The 20,645-nt window shown below is 43.3% G+C and carries 18 protein-coding genes; 10 read left to right on the forward strand and 8 right to left on the reverse strand.

From position 1 onward, the window contains the following. Positions 1-110 precede the first annotated feature (110 nt). From ACEZ3G_RS08260 to ACEZ3G_RS08305, 10 genes are all read left to right on the forward strand, one after another. Positions 111-1,145, forward strand: coding sequence for a LacI family DNA-binding transcriptional regulator (locus tag ACEZ3G_RS08260; RefSeq protein WP_432424967.1), 1,035 nt, complete (start codon positions 111-113; stop codon positions 1,143-1,145). 20 nt (positions 1,146-1,165) lie between these two features. Further along, a complete protein-coding gene (gene pgmB, locus ACEZ3G_RS08265) occupies positions 1,166-1,822 on the forward strand; it encodes a beta-phosphoglucomutase (protein WP_432424968.1) in 657 nt (218 codons plus the stop codon). A gap of 293 nt (positions 1,823-2,115) precedes the next feature. Continuing rightward, the gene (locus ACEZ3G_RS08270) at positions 2,116-4,431 is read left to right on the forward strand and encodes a glycoside hydrolase family 65 protein (protein WP_432424969.1); all 2,316 of its coding nucleotides are present in this window, start codon (positions 2,116-2,118) and stop codon (positions 4,429-4,431) included. Between the two features lie 56 nt (positions 4,432-4,487). Further along, a complete protein-coding gene (locus ACEZ3G_RS08275) occupies positions 4,488-6,353 on the forward strand; it encodes an alpha-amylase family protein (RefSeq protein ID WP_432424970.1) in 1,866 nt (621 codons plus the stop codon). Positions 6,354-6,420: 67 nt separating this feature from the next. Further along, positions 6,421-7,110: a glycerophosphodiester phosphodiesterase gene (locus tag ACEZ3G_RS08280; protein WP_432424971.1), complete on the forward strand. Its 690-nt coding sequence runs from the start codon at positions 6,421-6,423 to the stop codon at positions 7,108-7,110. Further along, entirely contained in the window at positions 7,110-8,399 is a 1,290-nt protein-coding gene (locus ACEZ3G_RS08285; protein WP_432424972.1) for a BaiN/RdsA family NAD(P)/FAD-dependent oxidoreductase, read from the forward strand. Before ACEZ3G_RS08280 ends, ACEZ3G_RS08285 begins: the two co-directional genes overlap by 1 nt. Before the next feature lie 57 nt (positions 8,400-8,456). Continuing rightward, a complete protein-coding gene (locus ACEZ3G_RS08290) occupies positions 8,457-9,539 on the forward strand; it encodes a diphosphomevalonate/mevalonate 3,5-bisphosphate decarboxylase family protein (protein ID WP_432424973.1) in 1,083 nt (360 codons plus the stop codon). 64 nt (positions 9,540-9,603) lie between these two features. Further along, positions 9,604-10,542, forward strand: a complete 939-nt coding sequence (locus ACEZ3G_RS08295) for a mevalonate kinase family protein (protein WP_432424974.1) — start codon at positions 9,604-9,606, stop codon at positions 10,540-10,542. A gap of 15 nt (positions 10,543-10,557) precedes the next feature. Then, entirely contained in the window at positions 10,558-11,478 is a 921-nt protein-coding gene (locus ACEZ3G_RS08300) for a geranylgeranylglycerol-phosphate geranylgeranyltransferase (protein WP_432424975.1), read from the forward strand. Positions 11,479-11,567: 89 nt separating this feature from the next. After that, complete coding sequence (locus ACEZ3G_RS08305) at positions 11,568-12,410, forward strand: pseudouridine synthase (protein WP_432424976.1); 843 nt, start codon at positions 11,568-11,570, stop codon at positions 12,408-12,410. On the opposite strand, the gene argH is transcribed toward ACEZ3G_RS08305, so the two are convergent. The 8 genes from argH to ACEZ3G_RS08345 form a co-directional block, all read right to left on the reverse strand. After that, positions 12,403-13,683: an argininosuccinate lyase gene (argH, locus tag ACEZ3G_RS08310; RefSeq protein WP_432424977.1), complete on the reverse strand. Its 1,281-nt coding sequence runs from the start codon at positions 13,681-13,683 to the stop codon at positions 12,403-12,405. The two genes, ACEZ3G_RS08305 and argH, sit on opposite strands and share 8 nt — an antisense overlap. 116 nt (positions 13,684-13,799) lie before the next feature. Continuing rightward, positions 13,800-14,867 (reverse strand): M20 family metallo-hydrolase, encoded by a 1,068-nt coding sequence (locus ACEZ3G_RS08315; protein ID WP_432425166.1) that lies wholly within the window; start codon positions 14,865-14,867, stop codon positions 13,800-13,802. A 2-nt stretch (positions 14,868-14,869) separates the two neighbouring features. Continuing rightward, entirely contained in the window at positions 14,870-15,649 is a 780-nt protein-coding gene (argB, locus tag ACEZ3G_RS08320; protein WP_432424978.1) for an acetylglutamate kinase, read from the reverse strand. Between the two features lies 1 nt (position 15,650). Continuing rightward, positions 15,651-16,400: an SDR family NAD(P)-dependent oxidoreductase gene (locus ACEZ3G_RS08325; RefSeq protein WP_432424979.1), complete on the reverse strand. Its 750-nt coding sequence runs from the start codon at positions 16,398-16,400 to the stop codon at positions 15,651-15,653. A gap of 4 nt (positions 16,401-16,404) precedes the next feature. Further along, positions 16,405-17,340 (reverse strand): acetylornithine carbamoyltransferase, encoded by a 936-nt coding sequence (locus ACEZ3G_RS08330; RefSeq protein WP_432424980.1) that lies wholly within the window; start codon positions 17,338-17,340, stop codon positions 16,405-16,407. Further along, positions 17,340-18,101, reverse strand: coding sequence for a glutamate 5-kinase (proB, locus tag ACEZ3G_RS08335; protein WP_432424981.1), 762 nt, complete (start codon positions 18,099-18,101; stop codon positions 17,340-17,342). The genes ACEZ3G_RS08330 and proB overlap by 1 nt, the downstream gene beginning before the upstream one ends. Before the next feature lie 171 nt (positions 18,102-18,272). Continuing rightward, complete coding sequence (locus ACEZ3G_RS08340; protein ID WP_432424982.1) at positions 18,273-19,472, reverse strand: glutamate-5-semialdehyde dehydrogenase; 1,200 nt, start codon at positions 19,470-19,472, stop codon at positions 18,273-18,275. Beyond that, positions 19,469-20,620 carry an aspartate aminotransferase family protein gene (locus tag ACEZ3G_RS08345; protein WP_432424983.1) on the reverse strand — a complete coding sequence of 384 codons (1,152 nt, stop codon included), beginning with the start codon at positions 20,618-20,620 and terminating at the stop codon, positions 19,469-19,471. Before ACEZ3G_RS08345 ends, ACEZ3G_RS08340 begins: the two co-directional genes overlap by 4 nt. Positions 20,621-20,645 lie beyond the last annotated feature (25 nt).

Genomic DNA, 20,645 nt, shown 5'->3' on the forward strand with positions numbered 1-20,645 from the left:
AAACGCACATATGCGTATCGTTGAATCAAAGCTTTAATTTCATTGAATTTTAATTAATGCCTAAAGTCTATTAATGCGGCATAATTAATTTAGAATATCCTCGCTAAAAAGTGAAAAAAAAAATCACACTAAAACATATTGCCCGCGAACTGGAAGTTTCTGTTTCGACCGTATCAAAGGCGTTGAGAAATAGTGACGAGATCGGCAGGGATACCAAGGAGAAAGTTCAAGCCTTTGCTAGACTTTACAACTATAAGCCGAACAACATTGCCATTAGCCTCAAGAATAAGCAGACCAAGAATATCGGGGTAATCATCCCGAATATTGTCCACCACTTTTTTACTACTGTTTTTAGGGGAATCGAGAAATATGCGAGCGATAGGGGATATAACGTAATCGTATGTGTTTCAGATGAATCGTTCGATAAAGAGGTGATCAACATGGAAATGCTGGCCAACGGAAGCGTTGACGGTTTTATAATGGCCCTATCGGGTGCAACACAGCGACAGAACGATTTCAATCACATTACAGAGGTGATGGGGCAAGGAATCCCGGTCGTTCTTTTTGATAGGGTCACAGATCAAGTAAATTGTGATAAGGTCGTCATCAATGATAGGCAGATTGCCTATGAGGCCGTCCTTAAATTCTTGGCGAATGGTAGGGAACGTATCGCCCTCGTTACGAACGAGAGCTATTTCAATGTGAGTGAAGAGCGTGCAAACGGTTACATAGACGCTTTGAAAGACAATGGCCGTACTATTAATGAAAACTTGATTTTGACATTGGCCTATGATCATATCGATGAGAACGTTATTACAGGTTTTTTTGAGAGAGAGCAAATAGATGCGGTGCTGTGCGTTAATGAAATATTCGCTGTATGTTGCATGGGAATTGCCCAAAAACTTGGTTACAAGGTGCCTGAGGATATAGCCTTTATCGGCTTTACCGACGGAATATTGTCCAGGCACTCGCGGCCTTCATTGACCACCGTGGCACAACACGGCGAACAAATGGGCGAGATGGCCGCCAAACTATTGATAGAAAAAATTGAGAAAGAGATCAATGATGAAGATATGGAACAAGAGACTTATCGAACCGAGATTATTAAGGCTACAATTATGGAGAGAGATTCAACCGATAACTGATTAATAAATAGATTGTAAGAATGAACAAAACCGGATTTATATTCGATTTAGACGGTGTAATCGTCGATACCGCCAAATATCATTATTTAGCCTGGAAAAAATTGGCGGACGAATTAGGTGTTGAATTTACTGAAGAAGACAACGAACGCTTCAAAGGGGTAAGCCGTAAAAGATGTCTTGAGATTTTATTGGAAATGGGGCATATCGATGCCACACAACAACAGATCGATGCTTGGTTGTTCGAAAAAAATGAAGATTATCTATCTTATATTGACCGAATGGATGAATCCGAGATATTGCCCGATGTGCCAAAAGTTCTCGATTACCTAAAAAGAAAAAAAATACCTATGGCTCTCGGATCTGCAAGTAAGAACGCCGAACCCATTCTACAAAAAGTAAGCTTATTATCGTATTTTGATACGATTGTCGACGGCAATTTGGTGACAAGGGCAAAACCGGATCCAGAAGTGTTCTTGATAGCAGGAAAAAATTTGGGGGTCGAGCTTGAAAACTGTGTTGTCTTCGAAGATGCCTTGGCCGGAATAGAAGCGGCCAACACTGCAGGAATGACCAGCATAGGAATTGGAGACCCCGCTGTCTTGCTCCAGGCAAAGTACAATTTTACCGATTTTACCCAAATCGATTTCGAATTTCTAGATTCATTGATCGATAGGTAAATACAGAATTTAATGATTTTCGACTCTTTTTGCTCACAATCAATAAAATGTGGACTTGAAAACTAAGAATGGAACCAAAGAGTACAATTAATATGGGATTCATTGCCAATCGCAGATCGGTTGGGGGCGCTACTGACAGAAATTAAATCATAGATTTCCCAATTTTATTGTATTGGGTTCCGCTAACTTTTTTTGGTAAAAATTCCATAAAAGAACTAAGTTTAAGAATTAAATCAAGAAACTGAAAATATCAGATCGATAATCCGGTTATAAAACATTAAACACAGTGATCTATGAATCAAGACTATATCAAACCTGACGAATGGTCTATCATTGAAGAGGGCTTTGACAAAGAAAATGTAAAATCTTCCGAAAGTATTTTTAGTATTGGCAACGGCGCCATGGGGCAACGGGCCAATTTTGAAGAACAATATTCAGGGGATACTTTTCAAGGCAGTTATATCGCAGGGGTCTACTATCCTGATAAGACCCGGGTAGGGTGGTGGAAAAATGGTTACCCCGAATATTTTGCGAAGGTATTGAACGCACCCAACTGGATCGGCATCAACGTTCTGGTCAACGGTGAACCGTTAGATTTGAATACTTGTAAGAAAGTCGACGGTTTTCGAAGGGAACTCAATATGAAAGAAGGCTGGTACCAACGAAAATTCAGGGCCGTTACCCCAAATGACATAAAATTGGACGTGAACGTAACCCGTTTTCTTAGTTTGGATATCGATGAGGTCGGGGCCATAAAATATGAAATCATTCCTCTTGATTCGGATTCCGAAATAACTTTCATTCCTTATTTAGATAGTGGCATTACTAATGAAGATACCAATTGGGACGATAAATTCTGGAATACTACCAACGTACGGTCAGAAGGTGCTCAGGCCTTTATCGAGTCACATACGTTAAAGACGAACTTCGGCGTATGTACTTTTATGGAATCCCGTTTGTTCTTGCAAGATAGAATGGTCGAAGAAGAGATCTCCGAAGAACAAAAAGAGCTATGGGTTGGGCATCGATATACGCTGAAAGTAGGGAAAGGACAGACCGCCACACTTCATAAATTCGGGGGCTATACAGTTTCCAGAAACCATAAGTCAACCGAATTGGTCGATGCGGCAAAAAAAGTATTGCAGAAGGCGACCGACATTGGTTTTGATGAATTGCTGGCTAAACAGAAAGCGTCTTGGGGCAAGATTTGGGATATGAGCGATATCACCATTGAAGGCGATACCAAGGCGCAACAGGGTATACGGTTCAATATCTTTCATTTGAACCAGACCTACTTGGGCAGGGATTCCAGATTGAACATCGGCCCCAAAGGCTTTACAGGTGAAAAATATGGAGGCAGCACCTATTGGGATACCGAGGCCTATTGCATTCCGTTCTACATGGCGACCAAAGACCAAAAAGTCGCCAGGAATTTGTTGAAATACAGGTACAACCACTTAGAAAAGGCCATTGAAAATGCTCAGAAGCTGGGCTTTTCGAACGGTGCCGCACTATATCCCATGGTGACCATGAACGGTGAGGAGTGCCATAACGAATGGGAAATCACCTTTGAGGAAATACACCGCAACGGCGCCATCGCCTTCGCTATCTATAATTATTATCGATATACCGGCGACTATACTTATATTCCTGAAATGGGGCTAGAGGTATTAATAGGTATTTCAAGGTTCTGGCACCAAAGGGCGACCTTTTCGCAACAAAAAGAGAAATACGTTATTCTGGGCGTTACCGGGCCGAACGAGTATGAGAACAATGTCAACAACAATTGGTATACCAATTATTTGGCCAAATGGTGCATTAATTTCACTGTTGAACAATTGAATAAGGTCAAAGATGGATATCCAGATGATTATAAAAGAATCGTAGGCCTGACCAAATTGAACGATCGTGAAATAGGACAATGGCAAAAAGTGGCGGACAATCTATATTTTCCATACTCAAAGGAGAAGGAGGTTTACCTGCAACAAGACGGATTTTTGGACAAAGAATTGATTACCGTTGCCGATCTGCCAAAATCACAAAGGCCTATCAACCAGAAATGGAGTTGGGATCGTATTTTACGATCGCCCTATATCAAGCAGGCCGATACACTGCAAGGTTTTTATTTGTTCGAATCCGATTTCACACTTGACGAACTGGAACGGCATTTCGATTTCTATGAGCCCTTTACCGTACATGAATCTTCATTGTCGCCCTGTGTTCACAGTATTCAGGCCGCCAAATTGAATCGAATGGAACAGGCCTACCAGTTCTACCTGCGCACCTCGCGATTAGATTTGGACGATTACAACAAAGAGGTCGAAGAAGGCCTTCATATCACTTCGATGGCCGGCACATGGATGAGTATTGTCGAAGGTTTTGCGGGTATGCGCGTCATCGATGATAAACTTTCGTTCGTTCCGAGAATACCAAAACAATGGAAAGGGTATTCGTTCAAGATCAATTTCAGAAAGAGAATACTAAAGGTAATCGTTAGTAGTGGGCAAACCCGGTTCGAATTGGACGGTAAGGAAGAAATCTCGATTCGTGTCAACGGTAAACGGGTCGTTGTTTCTCCGGATCATCCAGCGGTGGTCAAAGTAGAATAGCAGAGGTATGCCATTGATCATGATCTGTTGAAAGATCCCGAAATTAACAAAGTGCCATGAACAAATATTCGATTTTATCATTGCTGTTGATTTTTGGATGCGCACCGAATATAAAAGAAACTGAGAATATGGGGTCGTTTGACAAAAAGGGCAATAAGAAAGAGGTCGTATATCAAGTTTTTACCAGACTCTTTGGCAATACTAATACTACTAACAAACCTTGGGGTACCATCGAAGAAAATGGTGTGGGCAAGTTTTCGGATTTCAATGAAAAAGCGTTGAAGGAAATCAAAGACTTGGGCGTCACCCATATTTGGTATACCGGTGTTCCGCACCATGCTTTGGTAACCGACTATACCGAATACGGTATTTCAAACGACGACCCCGATGTAGTCAAAGGTCGTGCAGGATCACCATATGCGGTGAAAGACTATTATAATGTGAATCCGGATCTTGCAGACGATCCTGAAAAGAGGTTGGAAGAATTCAAGGCGCTGGTCCATAGAACACATGGGGCCGGACTCAAACTGCTGATCGATATCGTGCCCAACCATGTCGCACGCAATTATGAAGGAAAATCGACACCCGTAGGTTCCGAACCGTTTGGCGTTTCTGATGATGTTGCGGTCGAATTTGATCGGAACAATGATTTCTATTATGTGCCCGGAGTTCCGTTTCAGGTACCTGAATGGCATAATGGTTACCTCCCTTTGGGCGGAGAACCCAATGCTATGGCAGATGGAAAAGTTAACGAAGTACCTGCCAAATGGACCGGAAACGGATCGCGCTCTCCCCGGCCCGATATGAACGATTGGTATGAGACGGTCAAGATTAACTACGGTGTGCGCCCAGATGGATCCTATGATTTTGATATGCTTCCCGAAGATTTCGATACTAAGGATTATAAGGAACATCATGCCTTTTGGTCCGATAAAGATGTACCGAAGTCATGGAAAAAATTTAAGGATATTGCGCTCTACTGGTTGCAAATCGGCGTTGATGGTTTTCGGTTCGATATGGCAGAGATGGTACCCGTGGAGTTTTGGAGCTACATGAATTCCCATATCAAAATGAAGAATCCGGATGCTTTTCTGTTGGCCGAGGTCTACAACCCTGGTTTGTATCGGGACTATATTCGAAAGGGAAAAATGGACTACCTGTATGACAAGGTAGAGCTTTATGATAGTTTGAAACATATCATGCAGGGACATGGGTGGACGGACCATATTCCCAAAGTTCAGCAGGGTTTGCAAGATATCGAACATCACATGCTACACTTTTTGGAGAACCATGACGAACAGCGGATCGCCAGTCCCGATTTTGCGGGTGACGCTCAAAAAGGCAAACCGGCAATGGTTGTTTCGGCAACCATAAGTACTTCGCCCACCATGATATATTTTGGTCAAGAAGTAGGGGAGCCGGCTAAGGAGCGTGCAGGATTCGGTAGTCCGACACGAACCTCGATCTTTGACTATGTAGGGGTGCCAAACCATCAAAGATGGGTAAACGACAAAAAGTTCGATGGTGCGCTATTAAGCGAGGAAGAAACAGATTTACGTGATTTCTACAAGCGACTTTTGAATTTTACCATATCGAGCGATGCATTGATGGGCGACTATCAAGACATACATTATTACAATCGTGAACATACTGAAAACTATGACCACAGGGTATTGTCTTTCGTGAGATGGTCCGAGAAGGAAAAATTGATCGTAATTTCCAATTTTGATGCCGAAAGGCATTATGGGTTTGAACTTAAGATTCCCAAAGATGTAATACAAAAATGGAAATTGGAAGATGGGGATTACGAATGCACCGATATGCTATATGGAAGCATGGCGCGGTTAAGAGTTGAACAGGGTATGGGTAAGATCAATGTGGGGTTAAATCCGTTGGAATCTTTTATTTTTGCCCTTAACTAAACCTGAAACGGTCATGAGGATTATTTGCGTTGTCACACTTGTGATTCTTACTTTTTCGAGTTGTACTATGAAAGAACCATTGGTTATAGGGCATCGAGGTGCAATGGGCCACGAGACGGAAAACACCTTGGCATCCATCCAAAAAGCATTAGATCTCGGGGTCGATATGATCGAGATCGATGTTTTTAAGATTAAAAGCGGGGAAATCGTGGTGTTTCACGATGAACGGCTCGAACGCCTATCCAATGCAGGTGGGCGAATCGAGGAATACAACATATTTGAGCTTAATAAAGTGACGCTCGACGGCAATCATCGTATACCGATGTTACAAGACGTTCTTAAATTGATCGATAATAAGGTGCGCCTAAATATCGAGCTAAAAGGTTCCGATACCGCCGACAGGGTCAATTTCATCGTCAATTATTACGTAAAAGAGAAAGGGTGGCAATTGGACAATTTCTTGATTTCTAGTTTTAAATGGGATGAGCTCAAGGCCATTAGGGAACTTAACCCCACAATACCTATTGCGGTACTCACCGAAGATGACCCTATAAAAGCGCTATCAATTGCAAAAGACCTCAATGCCGAAGCGATCAACCCCAACTTTAATAAATTGAACCTTGAGGTCGTGGATAAAATAAAAAGTGAGGGTCTTAAAGTCTATACTTGGACGGTCAATGATTCGACTGATATAAGGGCCATGAAAGACCTTAAAGTCGATGGTATTATCACGAACTTTCCAGAACGTGTTCGTTAATGTACGATGTCATCATTGTTGGCGGGGGAGCTGCAGGCTTTTATGCGGCAATTCATATGGCCGAGGCCAATAAAGATCTTAGAATTGCCATTCTTGAACGTGGTAAGGAAGTGCTTTCCAAAGTCAGAATTTCAGGTGGTGGCCGATGCAACGTTACCCACGGTGAATTTGACCCGTCTGAATTGGTAAAAAACTATCCTCGTGGCGAAAAAGAACTTCTCGGACCTTTCCATACCCATGGCAGTGGTGATACGGTCGCTTTTTTTGAAGAAAAGGGTGTTCCTTTGAAAGTAGAGGAAGACGGTCGCATGTTTCCCAAATCGAATACTTCACGTACCATTATCGAGTTTTTTGTTAAGGAAGCCGAGAGACTGGGAATTAAGGTTTATCGGCATAGTACGGTAACGGATTTTCGCTGTATACCTGCTAAAACCACGGACAAAAAGGACTGTCATTGGCATGTTACAACGATCAAAGGAGAATATGAGGCAAATAAACTTTTAATTGCCACGGGAAGTAGTACCAAGATATGGAATTCTTTGAGGGATCAGGGGCATACTATCGTTGCTCCCGTACCGTCGTTGTTCACCTTCAACATCGATGATGATAGGATCAAAGGAATTCCCGGCCTGAGTACGAACGTCATAGTTGAAGTGCTGGCAAGGAAAACCTTTAGCCCCAAGATAACGATCAAATTACGTAGTTCGGTTTCTGATGAACCTTTACTTCGGTCAGAAGGTCCGGTTTTGATAACACATTGGGGCATGAGCGGCCCCGCTATTTTAAAGTTATCTTCATGGGGCGCAATCACATTGAACGAACTTGGGTACCGGTTCAGGATTCGGATCAATTGGCTCCCGCAATTTCATACGGGTGCCGTTCTTCCCTTCTTGAAAGAAGTGCGTGAGGTCGAAGCTAAAAAAACTGTTTTAAGAACAAAAGCCGTTGACATACCTCGACGCTTGTGGTCGAATTTGGTCAGGGCGGCCGTTATTCCCAAAGACCTGAAGTGGGCTGAAATAACCAAGGTACAGCTCCAAAATCTGGCCGATCAATTGACCCGGTGCGAATTTAGTGTTGATGGAAAGAGTACTTTTAAGGAAGAGTTTGTGACAGCCGGCGGGGTCGATCTAAAAGAAATCGATTTCAAGACCATGCAGAGCAAACTGTTGCCTAACTTGTATTTCGCCGGTGAGGTCATCAATGTTGATGCCATTACGGGGGGTTTCAATTTTCAAAACGCCTGGACTGGAGGATATATTGCGGCGCAGGCCATCGCAGGAGATTGATCAGATCTATAACTTTGTTAAATCTCTTAAAACCTATCTTTGCACAAATTGAAATTCATGACGGAAAAAGATTTTATTTTTCGGAACAATTCGACCTCCTTGGGGGCGGGAAAAGTAAAATGGAAGGCTCCGAGCAATATCGCCTTGGTCAAATATTGGGGTAAAAAAGCAGGTCAAATCCCGGCAAACCCTTCGATCAGTTTTACTTTGGATGCCTGTTCTACGACGACCACTTTGGGTTTTGTTCCAAGAAATACCCCGTCGGATGAATTTTCATTTGATTTATGGTTCGAGGGAAAACCCATGGAAGGCTTTAAACCAAAGATTGAGACTTTTTTTAAACGAATTGAACCATTTCTGCCGTTTTTGAAGGCATATCATTTTACTATTGAAACCTCGAATTCTTTTCCCCACAGCAGTGGAATTGCTTCTTCGGCCAGTGGTTTTGCCGCGTTGGCCCTGTGTTTAATGGATGTAGAAAAGTTATTGAATGCCGAGACCACCGAAGCGTATTTGAAAAAAAAAGCTTCTTTCATAGCGCGCTTGGGTTCTGGTAGCGCGGCACGGAGTATCGAGGGCGATCTTGTACATTGGGGAAGCCATGATGGCACAATTGGGAGCTCCGATTTGTTCGGAATAAAATATCCGTATGAAGTACATGGCAATTTCAAGAACTATCACGACACCATTCTTCTGGTTGACAAGGGGCAAAAACAAGTGAGCAGTACCGTTGGTCACGAATTGATGCACGATCATCCGTTTGCCGCCCGGCGGTTCGACCAAGCGCACGAAAATCTGTCAAAATTAAAATCCGTTTTTAAAAATGGAAATCTAACCGAATTCATCAACATTGTAGAAAGCGAGGCCTTGACATTGCATGCGATGATGATGACAAGCCAGCGGTATTTCATATTGATGAAACCTGATACCCTCGAGATCATCAATAAAATATGGGCTTTTCGAGAGGCTTCGGGCACCCATGTATGTTTTACTTTGGATGCAGGGGCCAATGTTCATGTGCTTTATCCTGAAGAAGAAAAAGAAGAGGTCTATCAATTTATTCAGAATGAGCTGGTTGCATATTGCGAAAACGGACAGTATATTTGTGATAGAATTGGATTTGGGGCAAAAAAAATGTAACTTTTTTGAAGTTTCATACGTATATAGAAACGTAAACTAGAATGCCTCAGATCAAACAACAATTATGAAAGGACCCTTATTTTATTCAAAAATACTCCTCTTCGGGGAATACGGAATCATCAAAGATTCAAAAGGGCTTTCCATTCCCTATAACTTTTTTAAAGGTGCCTTGAAAACGACCGATACGTCTTCCGAGGCTGCCAAGAAATCGAATAACGGCCTAAGGGAGTTTGCCGATTATCTTGAAATGGTACAGAAGAATAGTCCGGGTTTGGTCAGTTTCGATTTCAAATCCTTAAAAAGCGATATCGATGCGGGTATGTATTTCGATAGCTCGATTCCTCAAGGATATGGTGTTGGTAGCAGCGGTGCCTTGGTTGCCGCTATTTATGATAAATATGCGACCGATAAGATTACGGTACTCGAAAACCTTACCCGTGAGAAATTGTTGAAATTAAAGGCGATTTTTGGAAAAATGGAATCGTTCTTCCACGGTAAATCATCGGGCTTGGATCCTTTGAACAGTTATTTGAGCCTTCCTATTCTTATCAACTCAAAAGACAATATCGAGTCGACCAGTATACCTTCACAAAATATTGAAGGAAAAGGGGCCGTGTTTTTGTTGGACAGTGGTTCTACGGGAGAGACCGCCCCAATGGTACAACTTTTCATGGAGAAGATGAAGCAAGAAGGATTTCGGAACATGCTCAAAGATCAATTCATAAAACATACCGATGCGTGCGTCGAGGATTTTATAAACGGCAATGTAAAGTCGCTTTTTGGAAATCTCAAGCAATTATCACATGTTGTTCTCGATAATTTCAAACCAATGATTCCCACTAAGTTCCATGAGCTTTGGCAAAGGGGTATAGACACTAATGAATATTACCTAAAACTTTGTGGCTCTGGCGGCGGAGGTTATATACTTGGCTTCACACAAGATATAGACAAGGCCAAAAGGGCGTTGCAAGGCTACAATTTAGAAGTGGTGTACAACTTCTAGAACAATCGCAAAAACATGTTGAGCAGAAAAAACAAGCTCTTGCTTTTAAAGTTGTTGAGCCTGTTTTCCGTGGTTCGCGGCTATAACATACTGATGATCGTTTTGGCCCAGTATTTGGCGGCCATCTATATTTTATCCCCTGACCTTCCGTTGCGCAAGGTGATTTTTGATTTGAACCTGTTTTTGATCGTGGCTTCCTCGGCATTGGTCATCGCATCAGGATATATCATAAATAACTTTTATGACGCTGAAAAAGACCTGATCAATAAACCTAGAAAGAGTATGTTGGACCGATTGGTCAGCCAGCGTTTTAAATTGACCACTTATTTCGTACTCAACTTTTTGGCGGTCTTTGCAGCCAGTTATGTGTCTTTCAGAGCGGTATTTTTCTTTTCGGCCTATATTTTTGGCATTTGGTTTTATTCCCACAAATTAAAACGTGTACCGTTTGTGGGTAATTTTGTGTCTGCGATATTGTCCATTACTCCTTTTTTTGCCGTCTTCGTTTACTATAAAAATTTTGAAACCGTAATCTTTGTTCATGCAGTTTTCCTGTTCTTGCTGATCTTGGCTCGTGAAATGATAAAAGATCTTGAAAATATTACGGGCGATCTTGTCCACAACTACAAGACGGTACCGATTCTTTATGGATCTAAAGTCTCTAAGATATGCATTGGTATTTTGATTCTTATGACGCTACTGCCCGCCTATTTACTGATTACCAAGTTTGATGTCGGACATATGTACCTTTATTTTATGGGAAGCAGTATTTTGTTGATCCTATCGATAACGGTACTTTGGAAATCCTCTTCAAAAAAACATTATGTATTGCTTCACAACATTCTTAAGTTTATCATCATTCTCGGGGTTTTCAGTATCTTGTTGATCGATGTCGATTTGATCTTGAACCGATTTCGGCAATGGAATATCATTTAAATGATTCTCCCGCCAAGGTAATACTAACCTGAAGCCTTGTTTAAACGTTCGATTCAATGATTAAAACTACCTTTGTAAAAATATAGATTATGGCCAGATCAGGTTCAAACAATGGTAAGCGGGCTTCAGGGAGACAGGGCGGAACGTTTCGAAAGAAAAGTTATGCCCGTGGCAATGCACCCATCAAAAAACGTGTTGAAAACGATAAAACGGTAGACCCCGACCTTATTCGATTGAACAAGTTTGTATCAAATTCAGGGGTTTGTTCAAGGCGCGACGCCGATATCTACATTGCAGCGGGTAATGTTACGGTCAATGGAAAACCGATTACCGAAATGGGGTATAAGGTAAAGTTGACCGATGAGGTTAGGTTCGACGGAAGGTTGCTGAATCCGGCAAAAAAGGAATACGTCTTGCTCAACAAGCCCAAAGATTTCGCAACAACCGTTCGCGATGAAAAAGGACGGAGAAATGTTTCAGGACTTATTTCCAACGCCTCCAAATCCCCTTTGCTTCCGATCGATAAAATGGACAAACACGCCACGGGGCTTTTACTTTTTACCAACGACGGCGATTTGACCAAGCGATTGAAAAATCCAAAAAACGGACTACGAAAAATATACCATGTCGAATTGAACAAAGATTTACGAAGTGCCGACCTGAAGAGAATCCAGGAGGGAATCGTTTTGGACGAAAGGCCCATTCGCGTTCAAGAAATCAGTTTTATAGACGATGCGCCCAAACGTGAGCTCGGCATAGAAATTTACAGCTCAAAGAACAAAGTGGTCGAACTTCTTTTTGAACATTTGGGGTATGAAGTGGTAAAGATCGACCGTGTCGTTTATGCGGGGTTGACCAAGAAAGACTTGCCCCGAGGGCATTGGCGGTATTTGACCGATCAAGAGGTGATCAATTTGGGAATGATCAACTAATCTTATCCATCTTCTTTTTTATCTCATCCAAGCACAAATTCCCCAAGCTTCCTTCGTGCGAATGCGAAATATTTCGTTTTGGCGCAAAAGTACCTTCCTGTATTTCTTGCCCCATTTTCTTATAGGCGTCGCGAAAGGGCATTCCGTTCTGTACCAGTTCGTTCAGGGTGTCCACGCTGAAAAGATAATCGTATTTGGGGTCTTCGAGAATGTTCTTGTTGACCCGTATTTCCTTTAGACTGAACGTCAAGATTTCCAAACAGGCCTTCATATCTTGAATGGCGGGAACGATAATCTCCTTGACCAATTGTAGATCTCGGTGGTATCCACTGGGCAGGTTATTGATGACCAAGGTCAATTGGTTGGGCACAGCCTGAAGTTTATTACACTTTGCCCTGACCAGTTCGAAGACATCGGGATTTTTCTTGTGCGGCATAATGCTACTGCCCGTGGTCAGCGCATCGGGAAATAAAATAAAATCGAAATTCTGGCTCATGTACAAGCAGATGTCCATTGCCATTTTTGACAACGTGGCCGCAATGCTAGCCATACCGAAGGCGGTCGCCTTTTCGACTTTTCCGCGCCCCATTTGAGCGGCAACGACGTTATATTTCATGGTCGTAAAACCCATTTCTTTGGTGGTGTATTTCCGGTCGATTGGAAAGGAACTGCCATACCCTGCGGCACTTCCTAACGGATTCTGATCTACTATTTTGTATGCGGCATCGATAAAATATAGATCATCGATCAGACTTTCGGCATAGGCTGAAAACCATAGCCCGAAAGAGGAAGGCATGGCAATCTGTAAATGGGTATAGCCCGGCAACAAAACTTCTTTGTGTTTTTCGGCCAGATCCATCAGCAAGTCAAAAAGTGCTTTCGTCTGCGACTTTATTTCCGTCAGTTCATCTTTCAGGTACAAATGCATTGCCACGAGTACTTGGTCGTTTCGCGATCGTGCCGTATGTATTTTCTTTCCGGTATCCCCCAGTTTTTCGGTGAGCAGAAATTCGATTTTGGAATGCATGTCCTCAAAGGAATTCTCAATCGTAAAGGTTCCTTTTTTGATGGATGATTGAATTTCGTCCAATTCATCGACCAATGAAGCGGTCTCTCCCTCGGACAATAATCCGATTTTGCCCAACATTTTGGCATGGGCCGTTGAGGCCATAACATCGTATTTGGCTAAAAGCAAATCCAATTCTCGGTCATTGCCCACTGTAAAATGGTCGATTTTTTTGTCGGTGCTAAAACCTTTGTCCCAGAGTTTCATGTATTTAGTAATTAGTCGTTAGTACTGAGTATTTAGTACAAAGTTTATTTCGCTATTCGCTTCCTGTTGTTTTGCTGTTTGTTCTCTTTTCTCCGTATTCTCCCTTCTTTTTAGGGCTAGGGGGTGAGGAACTTCACCAAAATTTTAATGTACAGTTCGATTCCCTCTTCGATTTCACGAACATAAATATATTCATCGGCCGAATGTGACCGTGTACTGTCGCCTGGTCCTAATTTTAACGATTGACAGGTCAGAGCCGCTTGATCCGAAAGGGTGGGGGATCCATAGGTCTTTCTGCCCATGGCAATACCCGCTTGTACCAAGGGATGGTCTTTTGAGATGGCCGACGAATTCAGGTTCAACGAGCGTTCCTTCAATTCGCATGGGGCTTCTTTCTTCAATATATCGGCGATTTCTTTATTCGTGTACTTATCATTGACGCGAACATCGATGACCAGATCGACCTGCGCCGGAACGACATTGTGTTGACTTCCGGCATTGATCTGGGTAACGGTCAACTTCACCTCTCCCAAGGTTTGGGATACCCTTTCAAACTTATAATTTTTGAACCATTGCAACACCTCGATGGTTTTGTAAATGGAATTATCGGCGTTTGGATGCGCCGCATGAGATGGGGTTCCCTTTACCACCGCATCAAAAACGACCAACCCTTTTTCGGCTATGGCAAAATCGAGCAAAGTAGGTTCGCCTACTATGGCCACATCGACTCTAGGAAGTTCAGGCAATAAACTTCTAAGACTGTTGGGACCGGCACTTTCCTCTTCCATTGAGGCGACCATCATTATATTGTGGCTCAGGTTTTCCGCTTTATAGAAATGCACGAATGTGGCAAGCAATGAGACCAAGGCCCCGCCCGCATCATTGCTGCCCAGACCATATAATTTTCCATCCTCGATATGCGGGTGAAAAGGGTCTTTGGTGTACGCCGAATTCGGTTTTACCGTATCGTGGTGCGAATTCAACAGCAGGGTCGGTTTGTTTTCGTCAAAATTTTCGTTGACCGCAATTATATTATTGATTTTCCGCTGAAACGGAATACCGAATGACTTCAACCAATTGCCAATCGCGTCGGCAGTTTTATCTTCTTCAGATGAAAAAGATTGAATGGAAATCAATTCTTTCAAGAGCTCGATTGCTTTTTCCGTTAGCACTTTTTGTTCCATCTTCATAAGGTCAGTGTTGTATACAAAGTTGTATTTGGGTCGAGCATCTTTTGGTCTCCGATGCAGACTTTATGTACATTGTTTCGAAGGGCATGGAAACAATTTTCCATTTTCGGAAGCATGCCGTCGGCAATGATATTGTCTTGCAATAATTTTTCATAGGAGGCCGAATCGATGTGTTTTATCACCGAATCATCATCATTGACATTCATCAAAACCCCTTTCTTTTCGAAACAGTAGTACAATGTCGTCTCGAAATCGATACCCATACCGATGGCAAGCTCAGAGGCAATGGTGTCGGCATTGGTGTTCAGTAACTGTCCGTGACCGTTGTGGGTCATTGCACAAAAAACAGGGGTAAGTCCGGTATTCAGCAATTGCGAGATCGTCTTCGAATTTATTCCTTCGACATCGCCGACAAAACCATAATCGATATCGCGTACCGGTCTTTTATGCGCCTGTATGGTATCGCCATCGGCACCGGTCAATCCAATGGCATTGCATTCCAACGCCTGTAGTTCTGCAACAATATTTTTGTTGGTCAGCCCGGCATAGACCATCGTGATTATTTTCAAGCTTTGGGCATCGGTAATTCTGCGGCCCCCGATCATGTTTGATTCGATGCCCAGTTCGGTCGCCAATTGGGTCGCCAATTTTCCACCTCCGTGGACCAGGATTTTCAAACCCTCCATTCGGGAAAAACGCGATAGGAACAGTGATAGCTTATCAGGATCTTCGATGACGTTTCCGCCAATTTTAATGATGGATAGTTTTTGTTTCATCCTACGTATTTAATTTTCCGCCATCAATGGTCATTGCCGTTCCCGTAATCCATGATGCCTTGTCGGACACAAGGAAAAGGGCCAAATTTGCGACATCTTCGGGTTTTCCCAATCGCTTCATCAAAGTTGTTTCTCCCGCGTTTTCGACGGCCTTTTCAGGGTTTTCAAAAGCCTTTGCGGAGTCCCATATTAAGGGAGTGTCCACAGGACCCGGACACATGGCATTTACCCTGATTTCAGGGCCGTATTCAACGGCCATTTGCCTCATCAATGCGACCGAGCCAGCCTTTGAGGCACAATAGGCCGGATGGTTGGGAAAACTTTTATATGCGGCAATCGATGCGTTGATCAAAATATTTCCTTGCTGTTTTTTTAAATATGGAATGGCATATTTTGAAAGATAAAAAATAGAGCTCAGATTTATCTCCAAGGTTTTTTGCCAATCGCGAGGCGACAGATCGACAACATTGCCCAATCCTAAAATTCCCGCATTTAACGATACAATATCCAGTTTTCCAAAAACTTCGATGGCGGTTTTCACAAGCCGTTCGTTATAGCTGGGTTCACTAACGTCCCCGGCAACGAAAAGCGAATTGTCAAGTTCATTGGCCAAGGCAGTTCCGCGATCGATATTTCTTCCGGATAAAATAAGCTTCGCCCCTTCGTGATGGAATGTTTTGGCAATGGCCTTGCCCATTCCACTGGTGGCTCCGGTAACGATGCATACTTTGTCTTTCAATGTATAGGCCATCGTATTAATTTTCCAAGAGTTTCTTTAAAACTACCTGTGCCGCATAGGTTCGATTATTCGCTTGTTCGATGACCAATGATCGTTCACTATCGAGAACGGCGTCTTCGACGACCACGTTTCTTCGTACCGGTAGACAGTGCATGAACTTGGCATGGCCCAATTTCTCATTGGTCATCATCCAATCGGTTTCTTGACCAAGGATTTTTCCATAGTGCGAATAACTGCACCAATTTTTGACATAAACGAAATCGGCATTTTCCAAGGCTTTTTTCTGGTCATGTTCGATTCGGACACTTTTGGTGATTTCGGGATTCAATTCGTAACCTTCTGGATGGGTAATCACAAAATCGGCTTCCTGCAACTGCATCATTTCAATAAAGGAATTCGCGACGGCATGGGGCAGGGCCTTGGGGTGCGGAGCCCATGATAGTACTACCTTAGGTCTTTTCTTTGCATTTTGCTCTGCCAAGGTAATTGCATCGGCCAAGGCCTGCAACGGATGGCCCACCGAACTTTCCATATTTACAATGGGAACGCTGGCATATTGTTTGAATCCGTTCAAAACCTGTTCGGCTTCGTCTATTTTTCTGTCCTTTAATCCTGCAAAGGCTCGAATGGCAATAATATCACAGTATTGCGAAACCACTTGTGCGGCTTCCTTGATGTGCTCAGAGGTTCCTTGGTCCATAATGGTGCCATCCCCATATTCCAAAGCCCAGCCTTCGCTGCCAAAATTCATGACCATGACTTCCATACCCAGGTTCATCGCTGCTTTTTGGGTGCTCAATCGGGTGCGCAGACTATTATTGAAAAACAATAGGCCGATGGTTTTTCCTTTTCCAAGTGAATCAAACTTCCTAGGATTTTTTTTCAAATCACGTGCCGCCGCGACCCAATCGGGCAATGAATCTATGTCGCTGATAGAGAGATAATTTCTCATTATTTTATTTTGGTATGGTTGCCGATGCCGTTTAAGGCATCGGTTATAAAATTGTCTTTTAAGCCATTGACGATCCAGGTTTCTATGTTCGCTTCGCTCGCAATGGTCGCCGCCTCGATCTTCGATTGCATTCCGCCAGTGCCATGCGATGATTTTGTCATACTAATTTCCCGTGATAAATCGGCAACGCCTTGTACTTCTGCAATGGTCTTGGGCCTACCGTTTTCCAAAGATGCCTTTGTGTAGATACCATCGGTGTTGGTGGCGATCAACAGTAGGTCTGCTTCTAAAAGTGTTGCGGTCAAAGCCGCGAGTTTATCATTGTCACCGAACTGGATTTCATCGGCGGCTACGGTATCGTTCTCGTTGATGATAGGTATAAAATTATTGGCTACCAAAATATTTATTGTATTCTTGATGTTTCCCTTTGATTTGGGATTCTCAAAATCGGAATATGACAGTAGGCACTGCGAGGTGAACAGACCCAATTCCCTAAAACTTTCCTGGAACATACGCATTAAATGTGGTTGCCCAATGGCCGCCAGGGCCTGTTTGACCGATATGTCTTGGCCATTATGTTCCAATTTCACGAATTGTTTCGCCGCCGCAATTGCTCCCGAACTGACGATAATAAATTCATAACCTTCCTTTAAAAGGGCTATTTGTCGGCCTATATCCTCGATTTTTCCTCGGGATATTTGGTCGGTTTCCTTGGTCAGGGTGTTAGATCCTATTTTGAGTAAGATTCTTTTTTTGGACATTGTTTTGGTCATTGGCTGAACGCAGTATGCTTTATTATTTCTAATTTCTTGTTGTCGGTCTCTTGTCTCATGATTCTACATTTTTTATTTACTTCATTCTGAAATCCGAACGCTGCATTTCTAACCCTTTAATTTTCCTCATTTTTTTAACTTACCATCAACCATCAACCATCAACTCCTTACCTGGCCATTTCCTTTTACGAACCACTTGTTCGTGACCAAATGCTGTAAACCTATTGGCCCACGTTGATGTAATTTGTCGGTACTGATCGCGAGTTCCCCTCCCAGACCGAATTGCCCCCCATCGGTAAACCGGGTCGAGGCGTTGTGGTAGACGGCCGCCGCATCGACCGACTCCATAAAGGTCTGCGCGGTATCGTTATTCGCTGTTATTATGGACGCCGAATGCCCACCGCCATATCGATTGATTTTGGTCACTGCATCTTCCAACGAAGATGCTTGGCCGATAACGATTTTGTAATCTAGAAATTCCTCGAACCAAATTGTTTCGTCCGTAATTTCTTGGGTACCGTCCATGCTTGAAATGGTATTGTCCGCAAAAATCTCCACCTTGCTCTTTTTCAGTTCCTGAATCAGATGTTGCAAGAATTGATGTTTTCTTGGCAGGTCGGTGGCGATCAACACTTTGTCCAACGCATTGCATGCCGATATTTTGGTCGTCTTCGCATTAATGATGATGTCCGATGCCATTTGCAGATCGGCTTCCCGGTCCACATAGACAAAATTGTTCCCCCGTCCGCTTACGATTACAGGACAGGTAGCGTGTTGCTTGACAAAGGCAATCAATTTTTCCCCTCCGCGCGGAACAATGAGATCAACTTTTTGAGTCGGTTTCTCTAGGAAAACCTGGGTTTCGCCCCTATCAAATTGCAAGTAGGTTACCCAATCGGTATCGACATTATGTTCGACAAGTGCGCTATGCCATAATTCGATCAATGCCAGATTACTGTTCAAGGATTCCTTACCGCCCTTAAGCAAGATTTTATTGCCGGATTTGAAAGCGATACCCGCCGCTTCGATAGTTACGTCGGGGCGGGACTCATAAATAATCAATACCGTACCGAAAGGTGCGGTCTTGTTGCTGACCTGCATGCCATTTTCATGCGTAAATTGAAAACGCTCGACCCCTAAAGGGTCGTCTTGACTTGCCAATTGCCGCAATGAAACGATCATTCCATCGATTTTGGTATCATCGACCTTCAGGCGATCGCGCATGGCCAGATCATCGCCCGAATAACGTTGCATATCGGTTCTGTTGGCCGCTAAAATCGTCTGCCGATTCTTAGCGAGCAATGATGCCATCGTTGTGAGAACGGCATTGCGTTGGCCGATTTCAAGTATGATGCTCATTGCAATTCCGTTTTTAGGGCGTTGAAAAATATATCGATATGGGCTTTCGTGATATTCAATGCCGGAAGTACCCGAAGCACGTGTTTATCATTTGCCCCGCCCGTAAACAAATTTTGATTGTGGATCAACTTCTTTCTGAGGTCGGCAACTTCGAAACCTGTGCTGAGCGCAGTCGAAGTATCGAATTCAAGACCGAGCATCAACCCCCTGCCCTTTACGCGCCTAACTTGGGGGATTTCTGCCGCTAACCCTCGAAAATAAGGTTCAATTTTTGCGGCATTTTCGATTAATTGTTCGTTTTCCAAGACTTCTAAGACCGCCAAGGTCGCGGCACATGCGAGATGGTTTCCGCCAAAAGTGGTGCCCAACAGTCCGTGTGAAGCTTTAATACTTTCGTGGATCAAAATTCCGCCCACCGGAAAGCCGTTGCCCATGCCCTTGGCAATACTGATGATATCCGGTCGGATGCCATGATGTTGAAAACCGAAGAATTTTCCAGTTCTGCCAAAGCCCGATTGTACCTCATCGGCAATCAGTACCACATTGTTCGTTTTGCAAAGTGTGGTGATATTTCGATAGAATTCTGTGGAAGGTTCGTCCAAACCGCCGACACCTTGTATGGCTTCTAAAATAACGGCGCAAACGTCCCCTTTTTCGATTTCCTTTTGAAAAACGTCCAAATCGTTGAAAGGCAAGAACGTTACTTTTTGCTGCCGATTGATGGGGGCATTGATTTTCGGATTATCGGTCGCGGCCACGGCCGCCGACGTTCTGCCGTGAAAACTGTTTTTAAAGGAAATGACCCTTGGTTTTTCGGTATGGAAGGAAGCCATCTTCAGCGCATTTTCGTTTGCCTCGGCACCCGAATTGCACATAAACAGATTATAGTCGTCACAGCCCGAGAGTCGACCGAGTTTTAAGGCCAATTCTTCTTGCAACGGATTTTTTACAGAATTGCTATAAAACCCTAGCTTGTTCAATTGATCTTTCAACCGCTTTACATAATGCGGATGCGTATGTCCGATGGAAATGACCGCATGGCCCCCGTAAAAATCGAGGTAGGTCTGGCCTTTGTCGTCGATGACCTCGATACCATTAGCCGAGACGGGGGTTACATCGTATAGCGGATAAACGTCGAATAACTTCATTTTTTGTGCTTTAAGCCAAGTGTTT

It is taken from the genome of Meishania litoralis, assembly GCF_042611095.1.
In the GTDB taxonomy this organism is placed as follows: Bacteria; Bacteroidota; Bacteroidia; order Flavobacteriales; family Flavobacteriaceae; genus Meishania; species Meishania litoralis.

Excerpts from the sequence above, each read along its gene's own strand:
- pgmB (WP_432424968.1), top strand. The coding sequence starts at position 1,166 with ATGAACAAAACCGGATTTATATTCGATTTAGACGGTGTAATCGTCGAT.
- ACEZ3G_RS08270 (WP_432424969.1), top strand. The coding sequence starts at position 2,116 with ATGAATCAAGACTATATCAAACCTGACGAATGGTCTATCATTGAAGAG.
- ACEZ3G_RS08275 (WP_432424970.1), top strand. The coding sequence starts at position 4,488 with ATGAACAAATATTCGATTTTATCATTGCTGTTGATTTTTGGATGCGCA.
- ACEZ3G_RS08280 (WP_432424971.1), top strand. The coding sequence starts at position 6,421 with ATGAAAGAACCATTGGTTATAGGGCATCGAGGTGCAATGGGCCACGAG.
- ACEZ3G_RS08285 (WP_432424972.1), top strand. The coding sequence starts at position 7,110 with ATGTACGATGTCATCATTGTTGGCGGGGGAGCTGCAGGCTTTTATGCG.
- ACEZ3G_RS08290 (WP_432424973.1), top strand. The coding sequence starts at position 8,457 with ATGACGGAAAAAGATTTTATTTTTCGGAACAATTCGACCTCCTTGGGG.
- ACEZ3G_RS08295 (WP_432424974.1), top strand. The coding sequence starts at position 9,604 with ATGAAAGGACCCTTATTTTATTCAAAAATACTCCTCTTCGGGGAATAC.
- ACEZ3G_RS08300 (WP_432424975.1), top strand. The coding sequence starts at position 10,558 with ATGTTGAGCAGAAAAAACAAGCTCTTGCTTTTAAAGTTGTTGAGCCTG.
- ACEZ3G_RS08305 (WP_432424976.1), top strand. The coding sequence starts at position 11,568 with ATGGCCAGATCAGGTTCAAACAATGGTAAGCGGGCTTCAGGGAGACAG.
- argH (WP_432424977.1), bottom strand. The coding sequence starts at position 13,683 with ATGAAACTCTGGGACAAAGGTTTTAGCACCGACAAAAAAATCGACCAT.
- ACEZ3G_RS08315 (WP_432425166.1), bottom strand. The coding sequence starts at position 14,867 with ATGGAACAAAAAGTGCTAACGGAAAAAGCAATCGAGCTCTTGAAAGAA.
- argB (WP_432424978.1), bottom strand. The coding sequence starts at position 15,649 with ATGAAACAAAAACTATCCATCATTAAAATTGGCGGAAACGTCATCGAA.
- ACEZ3G_RS08325 (WP_432424979.1), bottom strand. The coding sequence starts at position 16,400 with ATGGCCTATACATTGAAAGACAAAGTATGCATCGTTACCGGAGCCACC.
- ACEZ3G_RS08330 (WP_432424980.1), bottom strand. The coding sequence starts at position 17,340 with ATGAGAAATTATCTCTCTATCAGCGACATAGATTCATTGCCCGATTGG.
- proB (WP_432424981.1), bottom strand. The coding sequence starts at position 18,101 with ATGTCCAAAAAAAGAATCTTACTCAAAATAGGATCTAACACCCTGACC.
- ACEZ3G_RS08340 (WP_432424982.1), bottom strand. The coding sequence starts at position 19,472 with ATGAGCATCATACTTGAAATCGGCCAACGCAATGCCGTTCTCACAACG.
- ACEZ3G_RS08345 (WP_432424983.1), bottom strand. The coding sequence starts at position 20,620 with ATGAAGTTATTCGACGTTTATCCGCTATACGATGTAACCCCCGTCTCG.